This window comes from Kitasatospora sp. NPDC001683 (assembly GCF_053596495.1).
On sequence record NZ_JBSFGK010000109.1, the window covers coordinates 1 to 23,196 of the forward strand.

Genomic DNA, 23,196 nt, shown 5'->3' on the forward strand with positions numbered 1-23,196 from the left:
GCCAACGGCATCATGCACGTCGGCGCGAAGGACCTCGGCACCGGCCGGGAGCAGAAGATGACCGTCACCGGCGGCTCCTCGCTGCCCAAGGACGAGATCGACCGGATGATGCGCGAGGCCGAACAGCACGCCGAGGAGGACCGCCGTCGGCGTGAGAGCGCCGAGACCCGCAACCAGGGCGAGCAACTCGTGTACTCGACCGAGAAGTTCATCGCCGACAACGCCGACAAGCTCCCGGCCGACGTGAAGAGCGAGGTCGAGTCGGCCCTGACGGAGCTCAAGGAGAAGCTCAAGGGCCAGGACACCGCCGCGATCCGCACCGCGAGCGAGAAGCTCGCCCAGGTCAGTCAGAAGCTCGGCCAGGCCATCTACGCCCAGGCCGCCCCCGGTGCGCCGAGCGGTGGCGCGGGCGGCCCGCAGGCCGACGAGGAGGAAGTCGTGGACGCCGAGATCGTCGACGAGGAGGAGCGCAAGGGCGGTGCCCGATGACCACGTGGTGAACCTTCTCACCGGGAGTCGTGCGACGGCCGGTCACTTCCGGGGAATTCCGGGATGGCGCACGACTCCACGGAACCGCAATCCGGGCGGCTGTCCGCCGATGTCCGGGACGGGGAATACCGCTTATCCGATCGCGGCGCAATAGGGCACAGGTCCCTTTCCTGTCGAGCCGGTCACGTCCGCCGAGCGCTGTTGTTGTTCGCGATGTGTCAAGAATGTTCTGACCAGAGTGGATCGGGGTGCCGTACGGCCCTTCCGTCGCAAAGGCGAGGGACCGCCCGGGATGTCCGATAGGGGATGAGATGGACTCCATACCCAACCGGCGATGGCTGAAATCGATTGGTCGGCGACCGCTTTGAAACTCATTTGGTGACTGCGCGTGGCCGACGGGGCTTCTGTGGCTGATGGGGGACCAGGGGTCGCGAGGCAGTCGACCCTGCGCGACCTGCGCTCACACAGCGTGCTCCTGGCACAGGTCGTGCGCATACGATCGGATTGACGCGCGGTTGCGTTCCGGCCACGCGATGCGCCGACGGCGCAGGTCGAGCCGGGTGCGGGGGATATCGCGGTGTGATCGCCGGAATTCCCCGGCTTGAACCACGGGCCGAAATTCGTTGTTGACCGGTCAGGCCTGAGAACCCTAAGGTCAACCGCGTCGTGGGGGAGCGCTTCGGGGGGGAGGCCGCAGGTCGATCAAGGCATCGGGGGTGCCGGATGAGATCGGCGAAGCGGCTGTATCCGCTGGAGCCGCGGCGCACAACCGACGCTGAATCAGAAGCCTCGGTGCGCGCCGGTCCGGGCCCGGCCGGCGGTACCCGCCGGTAGTGCCCCGGCCGCCCGTAATGGCGGCGCAATGGATTTTCCGAATTCTTCATCGCGGTGAAACCGAGTCCCGCACGCATTCATGGATTTCTCACCAGAGGAGTGACTCGTGAACGCCTTCACAGGGCGTCTGCCGCTGTCCGCCGCCCAGAACGAGGTGTGGATCGCCCACCAGCTCGACTCCGGCGGCGCGCTGCACAACTGCGCCGGCTACGTGGACATCCAGGGGGACGTCGACGAGCAGCGCCTCGCCGAGGCCGTCCGGCTCGCCGTCGTCGAGGCCGAGGCGATGTGCGTGCGGTTCACCGCCGATCCCGACGGCCGGCCCTGGCAGGTGCCGCTCGACGCCGTCCCCGGGTTGCACACCCGGGACGTCAGCGGCGCCGCGGACGCCCGGGCCGCCGCCGAGCAGTGGATGCGCGACGACCTCGCCAGTCGCGTCGACCTGACCGACGGACCGCTGTTCGCGCACACCCTGGTGAAGGTCGCCCCGCGCCACCACCTGCTGCACTTCCGGTACCACCACATCGTCCTCGACGGCTACGGCCAGGCGCTGCACTGGCGGCGCCTCGCCGAGATCTACACCGCCCTGACCGAGGGCCGCGAGCCGCGGCCGTCAGCGGCCGGCACCCTGGCCGACCTGCTCGCCGAGGACGAGGCCTACCGCGGCTCCGAACAGTACGAGCAGGACCGTGCGCACTGGCTCGGCGCCCTCGCCGACTGGCCCGACACCGCGAGCCTCGCCTCCCCGGACCAGGACGGCCCGGCCGCCTCCCGGTTCCAGCAGGCCGACGGCATCACCGGGGTCGACGTCGCCGCGGCCCGGTACAAGGTGCACTGGTCGGTCATCGTGATGGCCGCCACCGCCGTCTACCTGCACCGCATCACCCAGCAGCAGGACCTCGTCCTCGGCCTGCCGGTGCGCGGCCGTACCACCCGGGTCTCGCTCACCACCCCCGGCATGCTCGCCAACGTGCTGCCGCTGCGGGTGACCGTCCGCCCCGAGCAGGACTTCGGCGAGGTGGTGCGGCAGGTCGGCGAGCGGGCCGGCGAGGTGCTGCGCCGCCAGCGCTTCCGCGGGGAGGAGATCCAGCGGGAGATCCGCCGCGCCGACGGCGGCGAGCACACCACCGGCGTGGTGGTCAACGTGGTGTCCTTCGACGGCAAGCTGCGGCTCGGCACCGTCGACTGCCCCGTCCACCAGCTGTCCTCCGGCCCGGTCGCCGACCTCGGCCTGGAGTTCTTCGGCGGCGCCGACGGAGCCGACCTGCGGTTGACCTTCGAACCCAACCCCGACCGGCACCGGGCCGCCCCGCTCGCCGCCCACCGGGAGCGCTTCGTCCGGTTCACCGACGCCCTGCTGCGCGCCCCCGAGTACACGCCGGTCGGCGGGATCGACCTGCTCGCCGAGGACGAGGCGGCCGCCGCCCGGGCCGAGGGCCCGGCGCGCGACTACGATCTCGACCGCCCGCTGCACACCTGGATCGAGGAGCAGGCCGCCCGCACTCCCGAGGCGATCGCCGCCGAGGTGGCGGGCGCCTCGCTGACCTACCGTCAACTCGTCGACCGGGCGCGCGCGCTGGCCCACTACCTGCGGCAGCGCGGAGTGCGCACCGGCGACGTGGTCGGCGTCCACGAGGAGCGCTCGCTCGACCTCGTCGTCGCCCTGCTCGGCGTCCTGCTGGCCGGCGCCGCGTACACCCCGCTCGACCCCGACCAGCCGCTGGCCCGGTTGGCCCTGCAGATCGAGGACGCCGAGGTCCGCCTGGTGCTGACCCGCGCCGACCTGGCCCAACGGCTGTCCGGCAGCTGCCTGGAGACCCTCGCCCTCGACCAGGTGCTGCCCGGGCTGCCCGCCGCCGGCCCGCTCGGCGTCACCGCCGGCCCGGACGACCCCGCGTACGTCATCTTCACCTCCGGCTCCACCGGCCGCCCCAAGGGCGTCGCCGTGCCGCACCGCGGTGTGGTCAACCGGCTGCTGTGGATGCAGGACGAGTACCGCCTCGGCGCCGACGACAAGGTGCTGCAGAAGACGCCGTTCACCTTCGACGTGTCGGTGTGGGAGTTCTTCTGGCCGCTGATGACCGGCGCCACCCTGCACCTGGCCGCGCCCGGCGCCCACCGCGACCCGCGGGCCATCGCCGAGACGGTCCGTCGGCACGGCATCACCACCGCGCACTTCGTGCCGTCCATGCTCGACCTCTTCCTGGCCGAGCCCGCCGCCGCCGAACTGCCCGGCCTGCGCCGGATCGTGTGCAGCGGCGAGGCGCTGCGCCCGGAGACCGTCGGCCGCCACTTCGAGCGCTACGGCCAGGACGCGCCGGCCCTGTACAACCTGTACGGGCCGACCGAGGCGTCCATCGACGTCACCCACTGGCAGTGCCGCCCGGAGGACGCCGCCGGGCCGGTCCCGATCGGCCGGCCGGTGGCCAACACCACGCTGTACGTGATGGACCGCGCCGGCCGGCAGCTGCCCGCCGGCGTGGCCGGCGAGCTCTGCATCGGCGGTGTCCAGGTCGCCATCGGCTACCTCAACCGGCCCGAGCTGACCTCCGCCGCGTTCGTCCCCGGACCGGCCGGCGCCGGACGGCTCTACCGCACCGGCGACCGCGCCGTGCTGCGCTCCGACGGCGTGATCCTCTACCAGGGCCGGCTCGACCACCAGGTGAAGGTGCACGGGTTCCGCATCGAGCCCGGGGAGATCGAGTCCGCGCTGCTCGCCCACCCCGGGGTCGCCCAGGCCGTGGTCACCGCGCCGCGGCTGGCCGGCGGCGAGCCGCAGCTGGTCGCCCACGTGGTGCCCGTCGACGCCGAGCCCGAGCACGCCGAGCTGACCGACTGGCTGCGCGAGCGGCTGCCCGCCTACATGGTGCCCGGACACGTCCTCCCGCTCGCCGAGCTGCCGTTGCTGCCCAACGGCAAGCTCGACCGCAAGGCCCTGCCGCTGCCCGCAGCGAGGCCGGCGCGCGCCGCCGTCCAGCCGCCGACCACCGACCGGGAGCGGCTGCTGCACCGGGCCTGGGCCGCCGTCCTGGGCACCGACGCGTTCGGCATCGACGACTCCTTCTTCGCGCTCGGCGGCGACTCCATGCACGCGATCCGGGTGCGCGCCGAGGTCGAGCGGCACGGCAGCACCTTCGACGTGGCCGACCTGTTCCAGGGCCCGTCCATCCGCGAACTCGCCCGTGCCGTCCGGGAGTCGGACCGGGAACCGGCCGCCGCCCGGGAGCCCTTCGGGATGCTGTCGGAGCGGGACCGGCAGCTGCTGCCGGACGGCCTGGACGACGCCTACCCGCTCAGCGCGATGCAGGCGGGCATGCTCTTCCACGCCGCGTTCGCCGAGGACACCTCCATCTACCGGGTCGTCACCAGCATCCGGATATCCGCGCCGCTCGACCGCGCGGCGCTGCGGGCCGCCGTCGACGACACCACCCGCCGCCACCCGTCGCTGCGCTGCTCCTTCGACCTCGCGCGCTACTCCGAACCGCTGCAACTGGTCCACCGGGACGTCACCATCCCGATCGAGGACGGCGAGGACCTGCGCGGTCTCACCCCCGCCGCCCAGCAGCGGGCCGTCGAGGCGTGGGTCGAGCAGGCCAAGTTCACCACCTTCGACCCCGAGACCGCCCCGCTGCTGAAGTTCGCCGTCCACCCGTGCGGCGAGGACTCCTTCGAACTGTCCGTCATCGAGCACCACGTCGTCCTCGACGGCTGGAGCGACATGCGGATGCTCGAGGAAGTGGTCGAGCACTACCAGGCCCGGACCGTCGGCCGCGCCCTCGACCTGCCCGAAGTGGCTTCCGCCTACCGCGACTTCGTCGCCGCCGAACGCGCCGCCGTGGCCGACCCGGTGGCCCGCGAGTTCTGGTCCGCCCTATTGCGCGGCGCCGAGCCCACCGAACTCGCCCCCCGCCCGGCCGAGGAGTCCCGGCACGCCGCCAACCAGCGCTACGACGTGGCGATCCCCGAGGCGACCGCCGCCGCGCTGCGCGACCTGGCCGCCCGCGAGGCGCTGCCGCTGAAGGCGCTGCTGGTCGCCGCGCACGCCGCGGTACTGCGCCTGGTCGGGGGCGCCGACGAGGTGCTGACCGGCATGGTCGCCAACGGCCGACTGGAGGAGCACGGCGGCGACGAGACCATCGGCGTCTTCCTCAACACGCTGCCGCTGCGCCTCGACCTGTCCGCCATGACCCTGGCCGAGGCGGCCCGGGCCGTCTTCGCCCACGAGCGCGCCGCGGCCCCGCACCGCCGCTACCCGATCGCGCAGATGCAGCACGACCTCGGCGCGGAGCTCCAACTCAGCTCCTACGTCAACTTCATGGACTTCCACCGGGACGGCAACCGCGCCTCGGACGCGCTGATGCGGGTCACCGTCGGCATCGCCGAGACCAACTACCCGCTGGCCGTGAACTTCCTGATCGACCCGGAGGAGCGCCGGCTGTCGCTGTGGCTGGACTGCGACCTCGCCGTGCTGCCCCAGGAGTTCTGCGACCGGCTCGCCGGGTACTACGCCCGCGCCGTCGAGGAGGTCGCCCACCACCCGGAACGGCGCGCCGTCGAGGCCGATCTACTCGGCCGGGCCGAACTCGCCCGGGTGGAGGCCTGGAACGACACCGCGGTCGGCTACGACGCCGCCGACACCGTGCACGGCCTGATCGCCCGGCAGGTGCGCGCCAACCCCGGCGCCACCGCCCTCGCCCACCGGCACGACGAGATCGACTACGCCGAGCTGGAGGCCCGCGCCAACCGCCTCGCCCACCACCTGCTCGCCCTCGGCGTGCGCCGGGGCGACCTGGTCGGCGTCAGCATCCGTCGCGGCATCGACCTGGTCACCGCCCTGGTCGCGGTCCACAAGGCCGGCGCCGCGTACGTCCCGATGGACCCGTCGTTCCCGCGCACCCGGCTGGACACCATCGCCGAGGACGCCGGCATCAGCTGCCTGATCACCGGCCCCGGCGCACCCGCCGGCCTCGACGCGCCGCGCCGGGTCGACGTCCACGAGGACGCCGGCGCCATCGCGGCCCGGCCCGACCACGCGCCCAACACGGCCGTCGGCGGCGATGACACCGCCTACGTCATCTACACCTCCGGTACGACCGGCAAGCCCAAGGGCACCGCCATCCGGCACCGCAACGCCGTCAACTTCTTCGTCGGCATGGACCGCACCGTCGGCTGCGGCCCGCAGGACACCGTGCTCGCCGTCACCAGCGTCTCCTTCGACATCTCGGTGCTCGAACTGCTGTGGCCGCTCACCCGCGGCGCCAAGGTCGTGGTGGCCGGCGAACGGATCATCAACAACCTGGTGCCGCAGGCGGAGGGCCGCGAACGCCCGGTCGGGTTCAGCCTGTTCTTCTTCGCCGCCTCCGCCGGCGTCTCCAACCGGGACGGCTACCGGCTGGTCCTGGACGCCACCCGGTTCGCCGACCGCCACGGCTTCGAGGCCGTGTGGACGCCCGAACGGCACTTCCACCACTTCGGCGGCCTCTACCCCAACCCGTCGGTGATGTCCGCCGCGCTGGCCACCGTCACCGAGCGGATCGCCCTGCGCAGCGGCAGCGTCGTCGCCCCGCTGCACGACACCATCCGCATCGCCGAGGAGTGGTCGCTGGTCGACAACCTCTCCGGCGGCCGGGTCGGCCTCGCCTTCGCGTCCGGATGGAACTCCAACGACTTCGCGCTGCGCCCGGAGAACTTCCCGGTGCGCAAGCAGAAGATGGCGGAGCAGATCGACGAGTTCCGCCGGTTGTGGCGCGGCGAGCAGGTGCTGCGCACCGGCGGCAGCGGCCAGGTCGTCGACGTGCGCATCCACCCCGCACCGGTCCAGGCGGAGCCGCAGATCTGGCTGACCTCGGTCGGTGCCGTGCAGACCTTCGAGCAGGCCGGCGCCTCCGGTGCCAACCTGCTCACCCACCTGCTCGGCCAGGCGCCCGAGGACCTCGCGGCGAAGATCAAGGCGTACCGGCTGGCCCGGGAGGCCGCCGGACACAGCGGTCCCGGCCAGGTCACCCTGATGGTGCACACCTTCATGTCCGAGGACACCGCCGACGCCCGGGCGCGGGCCCGTGAGCCGTTCCGCGACTACCTGCGCAGCTCCACCGAGCTGTGGCGCACCCTGTTCGCCACCACCGGCCAGGAGCTGCCGGAGATGGGCGCGGAGGACCAGATCGAGGCGGTGATCGACCTCGCCATCGACCGCTACTTCGAGTCCTCCGGCCTGTTCGGCTCGCCCGAGGACTGCGCGGAACTGGTCCGTAGCCTGTCCGCCGTCGGGGTCGACGAGATCGCCTGCCTGGTCGACTTCGGTGTCGCCCCGGACGACGTCCTCGAGAGCCTCACCTGGGTCGACGAGCTGCGCCGGGCCCACGAGGCCGAGGTCGCCGAGAGCCCGCACTCGCTGGCCGCGCTGTGCGAGCGCCACGGCGTCACCCTGCTCCAGGGCACCCCCTCGCTGTTCGCCGCGGTCGCCGCCGAGCCCGAGGCGCTCGCCGCGCTGACCGGGCTGCGCGCCCTGCTGATCGGCGGCGAGGCGTTCCCCTCCGGCCTGGCGCAGCGCCTGCTCGGCGCACTGCCGCAGGTGCGGGTGCTCAACATGTACGGACCCACCGAGACCACCATCTGGTCCACCGTGCACGAGCTGGACCGGGACCTGGACGCGCAGGCCGGCACCATCCCGATCGGGCGGCCGATCGCCAACACCGCCGTCCGGGTCACCGATCCGCACGGCGGGCCGGTTCCGATCGGCTCCTCCGGCGAGCTGTGGATCGGCGGCGACGGCGTCGCGGCCGGCTACCTCGGCCGGCCCGACCTCACCGCCGAGCGCTTCGTCGAGCACGACGGGCAGCGCTACTACCGCACCGGCGACCGGGTGCGCTGGCGCGCCGACGGCCGGCTGGAGTTCCTCGGCCGGGTCGACCGGCAGGTGAAGATCCTCGGCCACCGGGTCGAGCCGGACGAGGTGGAGAGCGTGCTGTCGCGGCACGAGGGCGTCGACGCGGTCGCGGTCATCGCGATCGACGGCGCGCACGGCCCCGAGCTGGTCGCCTACGTCTCGCCCGCCGAGGAGCTGTCCGACGACACCGTCCAGCAGGCCCACGTCCAGCGCTGGGGCGAGGTGTGGGAGAGCGCGTACACCGCGCCCGCCGAGGACGGCTCGGAGTTCGCCGGCTGGCTGTCCAGCTACACCGGCGAGCCGATCCCGGTGCCCGAGATGCGCGAGTGGCTCGGCCACACCGTGGAGCGGATCCGCGCCCTGGAGCCCACCAGGGTCGCCGACGTCGGCGTCGGCGTCGGCCTGGTGCTGCGCTCCTTCGCCGAGCACGTCGAGGAGTACCACGGCGTCGACCTGTCCCCGGCCGCGTTGGACGCCGCCCGGGGCTGCCTGGGACGCCCGCTGCCCGGCCACGTCCACCTCGCCCACAGCGGGCCCGAGTACCTCGCCGCCCTGCCCGAGGACAGCCTGGACACCGTGGTGATCAACTCGGTCGCCCAGTACTTCCCCGGCACCGACTACCTGCGCACGGTCCTGCTGGACGCGGTGCGCGCCGTCCGCCCCGGCGGCGCGGTGTTCGTCGGTGACGTCCGCTCGCTCGACCTGCTGCCGGAGTTCCACACCGCCGTGCAGCTGCACCGGGCCGGCGCGCTGAGCACCGTCGAGGAGATCCGCTCCGCGGTGCACCGGCAGCTGAACGAGGAACGCGAGCTGTGCCTCTCGCCGGACTTCTTCCAGCGGCTGGCCGCCGACAGCGGCAAGGTCGCCGACGTCCGGTTCGAGCTCAAGCGCGGCCGCGCCGACAACGAGCTGTCGCTGTTCCGCTACGACGTGACCCTGCTGGTCGGAGACGGCGCCCCGGCGCCCGCCCCCGCGGCACGCGTCGCCTGGACGACGCTGCCCGACGGGCTGGAGTCGCTGCGCGACCGGCTCGTCGCCGAACCCGGCGAGCGGCTGGTCACCGGGATCCCCAACCGCCGACTGGTGCGGGTCGCCGCCGCGGTCCGCGCCCTCGCCGACGCCCCGGGCGACACCACCGCGTGGGACCTCGACCGGCAGCTGTGGTCGGTGGACGAGGAGGCCGCCGTCCACCCCGAGGACCTCGTCGAGATCGCCGAGGCGACCGGCCACCGGGTGACCACCCGGGTCCGCCCGGACGGCCGACTGGACACGTTCGACGCGGTCTTCACCCCCGTCGACCCCGAGACCCCCGCTGACTCCGAGGACGTGGCATGAACCGACGACTCGCCAACGACCCGCTCGCGTCGTCCTGGGCGGCCGGCCTGCGCGGCAGCCTGCGCGGCTACGCCCGTACCCACCTGCCCGAGGCGATGGTGCCCGCGCACTTCGTGGTGCTGCCGGAGCTCCCCAAGCTCCCCAACGGCAAGGTCGACCGGGGCAGCCTGCCCCGGCCCACCGCCGAGGAGAGCACCGAGACCGCGTACGTCGCCCCGCGCACCCCGGTGGAGACCCAGCTCGCCCGGATCTGGCAGGACCTGCTGGGGCTGCCCAAGGTCGGCGTGGAGACCAGCTTCTTCGACCTGGGCGGGGACTCCCTGACGGTCCTCCAGATGGCCGCCCAGGTGCGCGACGCGTACGGCGTGCGGCTCGACCTGCGCCGGATGTTCGAGAACCCGACCGTCGCCCAGCTCGGCCGGATGGTCGGCTCGCAGGTCGACCCGCAGATCAGCGGTGCCGGCAACCCGCGCGGCGTCGGCGGCGAGGAGATGCTCGCCGACGCCGTCCTGCCCGCCGACATCGCCCCCGGCCCGGACGCGCTGCCGCCCGCGGCCGGCCCGTACCGCGCGGTGCTGCTCACCGGCGGCACCGGCTACACCGGCGCCTTCCTGCTGCGCGAGCTGCTCGACCGCTCCACCGCCACCGTGTACGTGCTGGTGCGGGCCGCCGACCGGGCGCAGGCCGACGTCCGGGTGCTGGACAACCTCGCCGAGTACGGGCTGCTGCGCGCCGGCGACTCCGAGCGGGTGGTCGGCGTCCCCGGTGACACCGGCCGGCCCTACCTCGGCACCAGCCGGCGCGCCTACCGGGAGCTCGCCGAGACCGTCGAAATGGTGATCCACAACGCGGCGATCTCCAGCTGGATCGTGCCCTACGCGAAGATCAAGCCGGTCAACGTGTTCGGCGCGCTCGAGGTGCTGCGGCTGGCCTGCGACACCCGGGTCAAGCCGGTGCACTTCGTGTCCACCATCGGCGTCTACCCCGGCAACCAGGGCGAGCGCCGCTGGGACGAGGAGCGGCTCACCGAGACCGAGGACGTGGTCGGCGGCTACCGGCAGTCCAAGTGGGTGGCCGACACCCTGATGCTGCAGGCCCGCGAGCGCGGCGTGCCCACCCACGTCTACCGGCTCGGTGCGGTGGCCGGTGCGCAGACCAGCGGCGCCTGCTCGACCGACACCTTCATCAACCACCTGCTCAAGGGCTGCATCCAGCTCGGCGCCTACCTGGACTACGACCTGCTGATCGACCTGGTCCCGGTGGACTACTGCGCCGCCGCCGTCGCCCGGATCGCGCTCGGCGGGGGGTTCCACGAGCCGGTCTTCAACGTGCCCAGCGCCGGCTCCAGCAGCATGAACGACATCTTCCAGCTGGTCGTCGACTACGGCTACCCGCTGCGCAAGCTCGACTACCGCGACTGGTACCGCGAGCTGGTGGCCGCGGTCGAACGCGGCGAGGAGAACGAACTCGCCGTCTACCTCCCGCTGTTCGGTGAGGACCGGCCCGCCGACGAGGTCGGCTACCCCGGCAGCCGGCCGGTGTTCGGCACCGCCAACCTGCAGGCCGCGCTGGACGGCTCCGGCATCGAGTGCCGGCCCGTCGACCGGACCCTGTTCGACGTCTACCTCGACTACTTCGTATCCACGGGCTTCCTGCCCGCCCCGCCCCAGCGCTGATGGAGACCGCGATGACCACCTCCGCCCTTCCGGCCTTCCCGATGCCCCGCGTCCACCCCCTCGACCCGCCGCCCGCCTACCGTGAACTCGGTGCCGAGCAGCCGGTGTTCAAGGTCGCCGTACCGCGCGGCGAGGAGGTCTGGGTGGTGACCCGGCACGAGGACGTCCGGGCCGTGCTGACCGACCACCGGCTCAGCTCCGACCCCAACACCCCGGGCTACCCCTCCTACATCTCCGGCGACACCCCGCTGCCCCCCGGCTTCTTCCTCAACCAGGACGAGCCCGACCACGGCCGGCTGCGCCGCCTGATCACCCGCGAGTTCCTGATCAACGCGATGGAGGCCAAGCGCCCCCAGATGCAGGCCATCCTGGACGGCCTGCTGGACCGCCTGGAGGAGCAGGGCAACAGCGCGGACCTGGTCACCCAGCTGGCCTTCCCGATGGCCGCCACCGTGATGTGCGAACTGCTCGACGTGCCCTATGAGGACGCCCCGCTGTTCGTCGGCCTCACCGACACCATCCTCGACCGCCGCAGCACCCCCGAGCAGGTCGGCCAGGCGGCCGGCGAGCTGATGGCCTACTTCGACCGGCTGGTGACCGACCGGGAGCAGAACCCCACCGACGACATGCTCGGCCGGCTGGCCGCCCACCAGGAGGCCGGCCGGATCGACCACGCCGAGTTCGTCGGCCTGGCCGCGCTGCTGCTGCTGTCCGGCTACGACACCATGGCGCAGATCATCGGCCTGGGCACCGCGACCCTGCTGGAGCACCCCGACCAGCTGGAGGAGCTCAAGGCGGACCCCTCGCTGATCCCGCAGGCCATCGAGGAACTGCTGCGCTACCTGTCCATCAACCACGCCGGCCTGCCCCGCGCCGCCGTCGAGGACCTGGAGGTCGGCGGGCAGACCATCAAGGCCGGCGAGGGCCTGCTGGTCATGCTCAACGCCGCCAACCGGGACGCCAGCGTGTTCCCCGAGCCCGACCGGTTCGACATCCACCGGGAGAACTCGCAGAGCCACGTCGCCTTCGGCCACGGCTTCCACAAGTGCGTGGGCTTCACCATGGCCCGGGTCGAGTTGAGCACCGTCTTCGCCGGCCTGTTCAGCCGGCTGCCCAACCTGAAGATGGCCAAGCCGCTGACCGACCTGCCGTTCCGCCACGACATGGTGCTCTACGGAGTCCGCGAACTGCCCGTCACCTGGTGACCCCGCCGGCGACCGCGAACACCCCGACGAGTACTCAGACGACACCCACGAAGGACGCGTGATGGCAGTACAGACCGTCTACCTGCTGCCCGGGCAGGGCGGTTACACCCCCGGCATGTTCGCCGACCGGGACGACGACCGGCTGACCGAGGCGCTGCGCACCGCCGACCGGGTCGCCGCCGAGTTCGGCCGCCCCGGCGTGAGCGGCCTGCTCACCCGCACCGACGCCCCGTCGGCCGCCGAGCTGGTCCGCGAGGACCCGTTCGCGCTGCAGCTGGCCGTGTTCACCGCCGCGGTCGGCGGGTACCGGACGGCCGGCCCGGCCGGCCCGGCCGACGCCCTGGTCGGCCACAGCATGGGGGAGATCGCCGCCCTCACCCTCGCCGGCGCGTTCGACCCGGTAGACGGCGCCCGGCTGGTGTGCCACCGGGCCGAGGCGCTGCTCGCCCACTACCCCGGCCACGGCGGCATGCTCGCCCTGGAACTGTCCGCGGACCGCGCCGCCCACCTGGTCGGTGCGGCCGCCGACCGCGCGCTGGCGCTCGCCGTGGTCAATGCTCCGCGGCAGTCCGTGGTCGCCGGACCCGACGACTCGGTGGCCCTGGTCGCCCGGCTCGCCGAGGCCCTGGGCGTGCGCACGATACGGCTGAACGCGCCCTACCCGTTCCACAGCCCGGGCCTGGCCGCCGCCGCCCACGACTTCCGCGAGCGGATCGTCGGCATCCGGCAACTCCCGCTGCGGCACGCGGTGTACTCGCCGGTCGCCGGCGGGTGGGCGGGCGACCGGGACGACCTCAAGGAGCTGCTGGTCCGTCAGCTGACCGCTCCGGTGCGGTTCCTGGACGCCGTGCGCGCGCTGCACGCCGAGGGCGCCGAACGGTTCGTGGAGTGCGGCCGGGCGGGCCTGTCCGGGCTGGTGCGGCGCAGTGTCCCGGACGTCACCGTCGCGAGCGCGCTGTCGGCCGTGGCGGAGCCCGTGGTCGCCGAGCCGGTGGTGGCCGAGCCCGTCGTGGCGGCGCCCGCGGTGGCCGAGCCCGTGGTGGCCGCGCCCGTCGGGGTGGAGCCTGCTGCGGCGGCGGGCTTGGGCCTGGAGGAGGTGGTGGCGCAGCTGCGCGAGCTGTTCGCGGTGACGCTGGGCTACCCCGTGGAGATGGTCACCGCGGACGCGGATCTGGAGGCGGACCTCGGGATCGACTCGCTGAAGCGGGTGGAGATGCTGGCCAAGGTGGCCGAGCGCTTCGGTCTGGGCGAGTCGATCGAGCCCGGCCGGTTCATCGCCCGGTCCACCCTGGCCGAGGTGGCCGAACTCGTGCTCGCCGCACCGGCGTTCGGGCAGTCCGCGGCTGCGCCCGCGGTGGCGGCGACCGTGGTGGCCGAGCCTGCCGCTGTGGAGCCTGCTGTGGCGGCGGTTTTGGGCCTGGAGGAGGTGGTGGCGCAGCTGCGCGAGCTGTTCGCGGTGACGCTGGGCTACCCCGTGGAGATGGTCACCGCGGACGCGGATCTGGAGGCGGACCTCGGGATCGACTCGCTGAAGCGGGTGGAGATGCTGGCCAAGGTGGCCGAGCGCTTCGGTCTGGGCGAGTCGATCGAGCCCGGCCGGTTCATCGCCCAGTCCACCCTGGCCGACGTGGCCGAACTCGTGCTCGCCGCGCCGGCGTTCGCGAGCTGACCGACCATCACGCACGAAGGATCCCACGGAGTCACCATGCCGATCGACCCCGCCCCGCGCACCGTCCTGGTCGCCGCCGACCCCGGCGCAGTGGCGTCCCTGACCGACGCGTTCGCCGACGTCCGCGTGCTCGCCAGCGAGCCGGCCGGCCCGGCCGTCGCCGCAGTGCTCGCGCAGGCCGGCCCGGCCGGTCGGCCCTCCGCCGCGGTCGTGACGGCCGACCGGGCCGGGCGGCTGCCCGCCGCCCGGCAGGCTGCCGCCGAGGCCGTCCGCGCCCTGCCGTCGGGCGGAGCCCTGCTGCTGGTCGGGCCGCCGGGCGGGGAACGGCAGGAGCTGGAGGAGGCCGTCCGCGAACTGCTCGCGGCGGCCGCCCCCGGCGTGCGGATCCACGCCCTGCATCCCGCCGAGGGCTGGGACACGGCCGCCGCCCGGGTCGCCGCGTTCCTGACCGGCCCGGACGCCGTGGCGCTCGACGGCCGCACCCTCGAACTGGGCGCGCCCCAGCCCCGGCCCGACACCGCCGCGGACGCGGTGGCCGACGACCTCGCGGTGGCCGACGACGTCGACGGCGACGCGGTGGTCGTGGTGGGCATGGGCCTGGCCGTGCCCGGCGCCAGCACCCCCGAGGAGTTCTGGCGGCTGCTCACCGAGGGCGAGCCCGTCTTCGGCGAACCCGGCGACCGGATCGACCTCGACACGGTCTGGTCGCCGGACGCCGCCGCCGAGGACAAGACGTACGCCCGGGTGTCCGGCTTCATGACCGGGTTCACCCCGCACCCCGCGCTGCGCGCGGAGATCGACTCCGGGGCGTTCACCGCCGACGAGTACACCGCCCTGTGGCTGCGGCACTCGCTGCTCGGCGCCACCGAGAAGGTCACGGTCCGTCCGTCCGACCGGCAGCTGTTCGCCGTGGGCCTCACCCCCGACGGCAGCCAGCACCTGGAGCACACCCTGGTCGCCACCGGTGCCCGCCGGCTGCTCGGCGACGCCGGCCTGCCCGTCCCGGACGGCCTGGAGCGCCGCTACCCACTGGCGGCCGGCACCCCCGACGCGGTCCTGCCGTACCGGATCGCCCGGGCCGCCGTCCCGGACCTGCCGGCGGACGCGGAGATCGTGGTGGTCGACACCGCCTGCTCCTCCTCGCTGTACACCATCGACATCGGGGTGCGCGCGCTGCGCGCCGGAGAGGCCGATGTCGCCCTGTGCGGCGGGGCTTTCGCGCTGACCGCGCAGAACCTGGTGCTCTTCTCCAAGCTCCGGGGCCTGTCCCGCTCCGGGCAGGTGCGCTCGCTCGACCGCGGCGCCGACGGGGTGCTGTTCAGCGACGGCGCGGCGGTCCTCGCCCTGAAGACCCACCGTCGCGCGGTCGCCGACGGCGACCCGATCCTCGGCTACGTGGCCGGCTTCGGCGGCTCCTCCGACGGCCGAGGCAAGGCGATCTACGCCCCCAACCCGGCCGGGCAGCAGATCGCACTGCACCGCGCCTGGGAGTCCGCGGCCACCGACCCGCAGGACGTCGACTGGGTGGTCGCCCACGCCACCGGCACCCCGGCCGGCGACCGCACCGAACTGGGCGCCCTCACCGCCGCCGCGCCCGGCCGCACCTGGACCATGACCTCGAACAAATCCCTGGTCGGACACGCCGGTTGGGCCGCCGGCGCGGTCTCCGCGGTGCACGCGCTGCTCGCCCTCGGTCACCGGACCATCCCCGGCCAGCGCCAGTTCACCGGCCTGCCCGACGGCACCACCGGGGTCGAGGTGCCCACTGCCGACCTGGCCTGGCCCGAGCGGGACGGCGGCCGCCGCACCGTCGGCATCTCCGCCATGGGCTTCGGCGGCACCAACGGCCACCTGCTGCTCACCGACCGCCCCCCGGTCACCCCCGAGCGGCCCGCGGCGGACGCCGACGACCCGGTCGTGGTGGTCGCGGCCGGCACCCACCTGCCCGGCGACCCCTCGCCCGAGCAACTGGACCGCTGGCTGGCCGGCGCCGCCGCCGACTGGCCCGCCACCTTCGGCGACGCCTACCCCGTGCCCAGCCCGCTCGAGGCCAGGCTCGCACCGTCCGCCATCGCCGCCATGGACCGCAGCCAGCTGATGGCCCTGCGGTGCGCCGACCGGATCGCCGGCGACTGGGTGGGCGACCGGCGGCTCGCCGATCGAGCCGGGGTGTTCGTCGGCCACAGCGGCCCCACCCGCAACGCCCACGGCTACGCCCTGCGCTACCACCTCGACGACCTCGAGCGGCACGTCACCGCCCCCGCCGGGCTGCCCGCCTCGGCGCTCGCCGACACCGTTCGCGGCCTCACCCCGCCGATCAACGAGGACGCCTATCCCGGCCTGATGCCCAACGTCATCGCCGCCCGCGTCGTCCAGCGCCTCGACCTGCACGGCCCCAACATGACCGTCGACGCCGGCCGGGACTCCGCGCTGTCCGCGCTCGCCACGGCCGTCCGCTACCTGCGCGACGGCGAGATCGACCTCGCCGTGGTGATGGGCGTCAGCACCGCCGTCGAGGGCCTGCCCGCCCGGGACCCGCGCCCGGTCGCCGACGCCGCCGTCGGCTTCGTCCTCACCCGGCGCAGCACCGCCGAGCAGCGCGGACTGCCCGTGCTCGGCGAGCTCGCCCTCGGCCGCCCGCAGGCCCCCGCGGCCCCCGCCGAGCCCCGCGACTACCGGGGCGCCGAGGGCACCGTCGCCCTGCTCAAGGCGCTTCGCCGGGGCGAGCCGAGCCGGCTGCGGCCCGTCGAGGACGCCCACACCCCGACCGTGCGGGTCACCCCGGCGCACGCAGCCGCCGACCCCGCCGGGCCGCAGCTGCTGACCGGTCACCTCGCCCGGCACGCCCTGACCCTGCACCCGGTGCCCGCCCGGCGGGTGCGCGAGCCGCTGGCCGCCGTCCCCGAGGGCACCCTGCTGCTCACCGACGACCCGGCGGCGCTGGCCGGCCTCCCGCTGCCCACCGACTGCCTGATCGCCGTACCGCGCGGCGCCACGCCGTCGGACGGCGTGCCCGCCGTCCGACTGGAGCGGCCCGAGGACCTCGCCGCCCTGCTCGACGGGCGCGGCCGGGCCCTCACCCACGTACGAGTCCTGGCCGGCGTCCAGGACGGGTCGCGCGACGCCGCGTCCGAGCGCCTGCTCGAGCTGCACGACCTGGCGTTCCTGGCCGCCCAGCACCGCGCCCCGGACCTGCGCTCCTTCGCGGTGCTGGTGCTGGACGGTGCCGACGGTCTGGTCCCCGCCCCGCACGGCGGCCTGTTCACCGGCCTGGTCCGCAGCCTCTCCCAGGAACTGACGGACTGCCTGATGTTCGCCGTGGTCACCGACCGCACCGAGGCGGGCGCGGCGCTGGCGCTGCTCGCCGAGGAGTCCGCCGCCGAGCGGTTCATCCCCGCCGCCTACCACCTGGCCGGCGAACGACTGGAACTGCTGCCCGTCCCCGTCCCGGCCGCCGGGCAGGCGCCGGCCCTGCCCGACGCCCCCGTCGTGGTCGCCACCGGCGGCGCCCGCGGGCTCACCGCCCACCTGGTGCGCGAACTCGTCGACGGCCGCACCCCGCAGGCGGTCTGGCTGCTCGGTTCCGGTGCCGCCCCCGACCCGGCCGACGCCGCCGCGCCCGCGCCCCGGGTCGAGGCGCTGCGGGAACTGGCCGCCCGCCACCCGGGCGAGAACCCGGCCGCCCTCGGCCGCCGCTACGAGCGCGCCGTCCAGCGCCACGAACGGGCCCGGGTGATCGCCGACCTCGAGGCGCTGTGCGGCCCCGGTCGGGTCCACTACCGCCAGTGCGACGTGCTCGACGAGGGCGCCGTGCGCAAGACCGTCGAGGAGGTCCTCGCCGTCGAGGGCCGGGTCGACGTCCTGGTGCACGGCGCGGGCCTGGGCCGCTCCGCCGGGGTGACCCGCAAGAAGGTCGCCGACTTCCGCGCCGTCCGGGACGTCAAGGTCCGCGGCCACGCCCACCTGCGCGCCGCGTTCGGCGAGCGCCGGCCCGCGCTGTGGTGCGCCGTCAGCTCGGTGTCCGCCTTCATCGGCCTGCGCGGCGAGCCCGACTACGGCGCCGCGAACGAGTACCTGATGCTGGCCGCCGCGCACGCCCGTGCGATCGACGGCCGGGACGAGGTCGCGTTCACGTCCGGGCTGTGGATCGAGTCCGGGATGGCCTCGGCCGACACGCCCGCCGGCGCGCTGCTCGCCCGGCAGAACGAGATCGGTCAGTTGACGGACGAACAGGGCCGGGCGTTCTTCCGCACCGAACTGGCCGGCCGGGGCAGCCACGGACTGGCCACCAGCTGGATCGGCGACGCCGACTGGGCCACCCTGGAGCGCCGTGCCCCCGGTTTCCGGGCCGCCGCCCGGGCCGTGCCCGCGCCCGGGCCGCTGGTCGCCGTGCCGCGGGCCTTCCTGACCGCCGCGCCCGCCCGGACCGGCCGCACCGCGGTCTGGACCTGCCGGGTCGACCTCGACGCCCACCCGTACCTGCGCGACCACCTGGTCGACGGCCGGCCCACCGTCCCCGGCACCTTCATCCTGGAGCTGGCCGCCGAGGCCGCCGCGGCACTCGCCCCCGGCCTGCTGCCGGCCCGGATCGGCGACGTGGTGCTCTCCCGGTTCATCCGCGCCGCCGAGCACCGCTGGCCGCGCACCCTGGAGGTCACCGCCGAACGCGACGGCGACCGGGTCGCGGTCCGGGTGCTCACCCCGGCCGACGGACCGGTGCCCGCCCGTGAGCACAGCCGGATGACGGTCACCCTGGCCCGCACCCTGACGGAGGGTCCGCTCTGCCCGCCCGTCGCCGAAGTCGGCCGGAGTGCTCCGAACACCTACGAACTCGCCGGGACGACGGTAGAGTTGAGTGGTGTCTTCAGCTCCCTGCGTAACCCCAGACTGCTCTCCGACGGCGGCGCCGCCGACCTGCGGCTGGAACTCCCCACGCAGAGCGTGTTCGACCGCTTCCTGATTCCCAGCACCGCCCTGGACTGCCTGCTGCGAACCAGCGTGCTCGACGGTCGCACCTCCGGCCCGGTACCCGTGATCGTGCCCACCGCGCTGGCCGACGTGCGCCTGTACACCGGCGCCAACGATCCCGCGCTGGCCGCCGCCCACCCGAAGGGCCTGCTGCTGCGGCACTGGTTCGCGGCCGACGGCACCGAGCACTGCGCCCTGGTCGGCCCGGACGGGCGGGCCCTGATCGCGGTGACCGGGATCGAGGGCGCGGTGCGCGGCGTCCACGACCCGGCGACCGGCACCTGGCGATGAGCGGAGCCGGCACCCGGCGACGAGCGGAGTCGGCACCGGGCGATGAGCGGTGCACCACCCAAACAGCGGGGCCACCGCCCCGTGTGACGAAAGGACTTGCGTGATGTCAGCCGAGAACCCGTCGGCCGCCGCGGCGACGGGAGGTTCCGCCCGGGGATGGACCCTGGCACTGGCGTGCGTGGCGATGTTCATGCTGATGCTGGACGTGACCGTGGTCAACGTCGCGCTCCAGCACCTGCGGGAGACCCTCGACGCCGGGTTCTCCGACCTCCAGTGGGTGATCGACTCGTACACGCTCACCCTGGCCGCGTTCCTGCTGACCGGCGGCTCGCTGGCCGACCGCCTCGGCCGCAAGCGGGTGTTCAGCACCGGCCTGGTGCTGTTCACCCTCTCCTCGCTGGCCGCGGGCCTCGCGCAGGACGTGCTCGCGCTGAACCTCGCGCGCGGCGTGCAGGGCATCGGCGCCGCCGTGCTGTTCTCGGTCGGGCCCGCCCTGATCGGCAACGAGTTCCGGGGCGCCGACCGCGGCAAGGCGTTCGGCGTGTTCGGCGGCATCGCCGGCCTGGCCCTCGCCCTCGGTCCGCTGATCGGCGGCCTGCTGACCGACAGCCTCGGCTGGCGGTGGATCTTCCTGGTCAACGTCCCGATCGGCGTGATCGCCCTGCTGATCGGCCTGGCCAAGCTCAACGAGTCGCGCGAGCAGGTCCCGTACGGCATCGACTGGCTCGGCATGATCACCTTCGGCCTCGGCCTGGCCCTGCTGGTGCTCGGCTTCCTGCGCGCCGAGTCCAGCGGCTGGACCAGCGCCCCGATCCTCGGCGCGTTCGCCGGCGGCGTGCTGCTGCTGGTGCTGTTCGTCGTGGTCGAGCTGCGGCGCGGCGAGGCCGCCATGTTCGACCTGTCGCTGCTGCGCATCCGCACCTTCAGCGGCGTGTGCCTGGCCACCCTGCTGTCCAACGCCACCAGCCTGGCCGCGGTGTTCCTGCAGATCTCCTACGTGCAGAACGTGCTGGGCTACTCGCCGTGGGAGACCGGCCTGCGCTTCATGCCGATGATGATCACCCTGTTCATCGTCGCCGCGATCACCGGTGGTGCGCTCGCCTCGGTGCAGCCCGGCGTGCTGATCGGCGCCTCGATCGCCTTCATCGCGGTCGGCATGGGTCTGATCACCCTGGTCGAGCCGGGCAGCGACTGGACGGCGATGCTGCCCAGCATGATCGTCACCGGCATCGGCATGGGCCTGTTCAACCCGCCGCGGGCCGCCATCACCATCGGCGTCGTCCGGCCCGAGAAGGCCGGCATGGCCTCCGGCATGGGCGAAACCTTCCAGCAGGTCGGTGTCGCGGTCGGGGTGGCCGCGTTCGGCGCGCTCTTCCACCACAAGGTGGTCGCGGCCTTCGCCGCCTCCACCGCCGGCTCCGCGCTCGGCGCGCAGGCCGAGCCGGTCGGCCGCACCGTCGCGGTGTCCGGCACCGGCGCCCTGGCCCAGGCCGTCCCGGCCGACTCCCTGGCCGGAGTCACCGACGCCGCCCGCAGCGCCTTCGTGGGTGCCCTCGGTGACGTGATGGTGTGGTGCGCCGTGATCGCGGCCGTCGGCGCCGTGATCGGATTCGTCTTCATCCACCGGCGCGACCTGCACGAGAGCGCCCGCAGCGACGCCGGCGCCCCCACGGCGCCCGTCGCAGCCTGACCGGTCGGCAGAAGACAGAAGGAGGGGTAATGGAACAGCCGCCGCTACTGGTCGGCATCGGCGGATCGACCCGGCTCGGCTCGACCGCCGAGCGGGCGGTGCGCGCGGTGCTCGCCGAAGCCGAGCGGCTCGGCGCACGGACCTCGCTGATCGCCGGCGAGGACCTGCTGCTGCCGCTGTACGACCCGCGCGAGCCGGTTGGCGAGCCGCGGGCCGAGCGGCTGATCGCCGAGATCGCGGCCGCGGACGGGCTGGTGCTCGCCAGCCCGGCCTACCACGGCGGCATCTCCGGCCTGGTGAAGAACGCCCTCGACCACGTCGAGGAGCTGCGTGGCGACGCGCGGCCGTACTTCACCGGCCGGGCGGTCGGCTGCCTGGCGGTCGGCGCGGGCTGGCAGGGCGCGGTGTCCACGCTGTCGGCGCTGCGCGACGTGGTGTGCGCACTGCGCGGCTGGCCGACGCCGCTGGGCGTGGCGGTGAACACCGTCGAGGCCGGGTTCGGTCCGGACGGCCGCTGCACCGACGCCCGGCTGCAGTCCCAGCTGGAGGCGGTCGCCGGACAGGTCGTGGAGTTCGCCCGGATGCGCCGGCTCATGGCCGCCCACCCGGCCGCCCACCCGGTCGACGCGGCACTGGCCGCGGCCCGCGGGTGAGCGCGGTGCCCGCGGGCCCGGCCCGGGTGCGCCCGCTGGTGCGCGGCGCGGTGACCTGCCCCAGGCCGCGGCCGGACGCCACGCTGCGGCTGTTCCTGTTCCACCACGCGGGCGGTTCGCACCTGCTCTACCGGGGCTGGGAGCAGCTGTTCCCCGGCGACTGGGAGCTGTGCCTGGTGGACGCTCCCGGCCGGGGGCGGCTGTCCGACCGCCCGGCGCTGACCGACGCCGACGAGCTCACCGACTTCCTGGAGCGGGAGCTCGCCCCGTGGCTGGACCGGCCGTACGCGTTCTTCGGCCACAGCATGGGAGCGCTGGTCGCCTACGAGCTGGCCGGCCGGCTGGCACGGCCGGGGCGGCGGGCGCCGCTGTGGCTGGGCCTGTCCTCCTGCGGGGCGCCGTCGACCGGCCACGGCGCCGGGCCGTCCGCCCGCCACCACCTGTCCGACGCCGAACTGCGCGACTGGCTGCGGGCGGTGGGCGCGACACCGCCCGCCGTGCTGGACGACGACCTGCTGTGGAGGGTGTTCGCGCCGACCTTCCGCAACGACTTCGCCCTGGTCGACACCTGGCGGCCCGACCTGGCCGCCGAGCCGCTGCCGGTGGCGTTGTCCGCCTTCGGCGGCGGCGCCGACCTGCTGGTCGACCGCCCGCGGCTGGCCGCCTGGGAACGCCACACCCGGGACTACCGGGGACTGCACGTCTACCAGGGCGACCACTTCTACCTGGCCGACCACCGCCATCTGGTCAGTCGTCAGATCGTGGCGGCCGTCACCGCGGTACGGCGTGCGGCGGTGGCGTCGATCGCGTGACAATGGCAGTACACGGAACGAGAGATGGGACAGGGATGAAGTTCGTGGCGATCGTCGGGAGCCTGCGCGAAGGCTCGCTGAACCGCAAGGTGGCGCTCACCGCCGCCGAACTGTGCGGCCCGGACACCGAAATGACGGTGTTCGAGGGACTCGCGGGGTTGCCGTACTTCGAGCACGACGTGGAGGTCGTCGCCCCGCCCGCGTCGGTGCTGGCGTTCCGGGCCGAGCTGGCGAGCGCCGACGCGGTGCTGATCACCAGCCCGGAGTACGCGGCCGGGATGTCCGGGGTGCTGAAGAACGGCCTGGAGTGGATCGTCGGCGGCGGGGAGCTGGTCGACAAGCCGGTCGCCGTGGTGACCGCCTCGCCGGCCACCACCGGCGGTGCGCGGGCCCGCGAATGGACCATCGAGACGCTGCGGATGATGGGCGCCGACGTGCTGCCCGAGTCGATGTCCATCCCGGTGGCCGGCGCCAAGATGAAGGGCGACCGGGTGGTCGACGAAGCCACCCTCGACCAGCTGCGCGAGGTCCTGGCGGCGATGGCCCGCTCGGCCGCGGAGAAGGCGCAGCCGGCCGCCGCGGAGGCCTGAGTCCGACGCACGGACGGCGGCGGCCCCCGGACCTGGACCGGAGAACGAGATGAAGTGGGACACCACCGAACCCTCCCGCGGGTCGTTCAACTTCGGCC

The 23,196-nt window shown here is 74.1% G+C and carries 10 protein-coding genes; all 10 read left to right on the forward strand.

Annotated elements, in window-relative coordinates; translation table 11 throughout:
- On the forward strand, positions 1-489 hold a 489-nt coding region (locus ACWCYO_RS35150), incomplete at its 5' end, for an Hsp70 family protein (protein ID WP_449786497.1).
- Between the two features lie 940 nt (positions 490-1,429).
- Positions 1,430-9,544: an amino acid adenylation domain-containing protein gene (locus ACWCYO_RS35155; RefSeq protein WP_449786498.1), complete on the forward strand. Its 8,115-nt coding sequence runs from the start codon at positions 1,430-1,432 to the stop codon at positions 9,542-9,544.
- A complete protein-coding gene (locus ACWCYO_RS35160; protein ID WP_270142626.1) occupies positions 9,541-11,220 on the forward strand; it encodes a thioester reductase domain-containing protein in 1,680 nt (559 codons plus the stop codon). Before ACWCYO_RS35155 ends, ACWCYO_RS35160 begins: the two co-directional genes overlap by 4 nt.
- 11 nt (positions 11,221-11,231) lie before the next feature.
- Positions 11,232-12,425, forward strand: a complete 1,194-nt coding sequence (locus ACWCYO_RS35165) for a cytochrome P450 (RefSeq protein ID WP_270142625.1) — start codon at positions 11,232-11,234, stop codon at positions 12,423-12,425.
- A gap of 61 nt (positions 12,426-12,486) precedes the next feature.
- Positions 12,487-14,094 carry a phosphopantetheine-binding protein gene (locus ACWCYO_RS35170; protein WP_449786499.1) on the forward strand — a complete coding sequence of 536 codons (1,608 nt, stop codon included), beginning with the start codon at positions 12,487-12,489 and terminating at the stop codon, positions 14,092-14,094.
- 36 nt (positions 14,095-14,130) lie between these two features.
- Positions 14,131-19,353: an SDR family NAD(P)-dependent oxidoreductase gene (locus ACWCYO_RS35175; protein WP_449786500.1), complete on the forward strand. Its 5,223-nt coding sequence runs from the start codon at positions 14,131-14,133 to the stop codon at positions 19,351-19,353.
- Positions 19,354-19,456: 103 nt separating this feature from the next.
- Positions 19,457-21,043, forward strand: coding sequence for an MFS transporter (locus ACWCYO_RS35180; protein WP_449786501.1), 1,587 nt, complete (start codon positions 19,457-19,459; stop codon positions 21,041-21,043).
- 29 nt (positions 21,044-21,072) lie between these two features.
- Positions 21,073-21,696 carry an NADPH-dependent FMN reductase gene (locus ACWCYO_RS35185; RefSeq protein WP_270142621.1) on the forward strand — a complete coding sequence of 208 codons (624 nt, stop codon included), beginning with the start codon at positions 21,073-21,075 and terminating at the stop codon, positions 21,694-21,696.
- 5 nt (positions 21,697-21,701) lie between these two features.
- Positions 21,702-22,508, forward strand: a complete 807-nt coding sequence (locus ACWCYO_RS35190) for a thioesterase II family protein (RefSeq protein WP_449786502.1) — start codon at positions 21,702-21,704, stop codon at positions 22,506-22,508.
- 35 nt (positions 22,509-22,543) lie between these two features.
- Entirely contained in the window at positions 22,544-23,098 is a 555-nt protein-coding gene (locus ACWCYO_RS35195; protein WP_270142619.1) for an NADPH-dependent FMN reductase, read from the forward strand.
- Positions 23,099-23,196: the final 98 nt, after the last annotated feature.